At 50.3% G+C, this 394-nt stretch carries 1 protein-coding gene; it reads left to right on the forward strand.

Going from position 1 to position 394, the window contains the following annotated elements; translation table 11 throughout:
* A partial coding sequence (locus tag AAEZ03_RS26115; RefSeq protein WP_350582652.1) for an alkaline phosphatase PhoX occupies positions 1 to 394 on the forward strand: 394 nt, incomplete at both ends.

Raw genomic sequence — 394 nt, forward strand, 5'->3', positions numbered from 1 at the left:
GCGCATGGGTGACAACCATGATGGTATGTGGTTCTTTGGCAAAAAAGGCGGCGCATATGATGCCAAAGCGTCAGACAATGGTCTGCTGGTCATGAACCATGAGTACGTGAATAGTAGCGAGCTTAGCCCGTTTGGCTACTATGTGACTCAAGATATTGATGCTGCGCCGATATTCCAGAACCGTCGCCTCGCGAGCGATGTACGCCGAGAGGTTAATTGCCATGGCGTTGCGGTGGTTGAGATGAGTCGACGCGCCAATGGGATAGGCTATGAGATGGTGACTGATTCAAAATACAATCGCCGTATTACCAGTAGTACCACGACGCAATTGGCGGGGCCTGTTGCTGGTTCTGATTTGGTTAAGACCAAATTTGACCCAACCGGTTTTCAGACT

The sequence above is a fragment of the Pseudomonas sp. HY2-MNA-CIBAN-0224 genome (assembly GCF_040310285.1).
In the GTDB taxonomy this organism is placed as follows: domain Bacteria; phylum Pseudomonadota; class Gammaproteobacteria; order Pseudomonadales; family Pseudomonadaceae; genus Aquipseudomonas; species Aquipseudomonas helleri.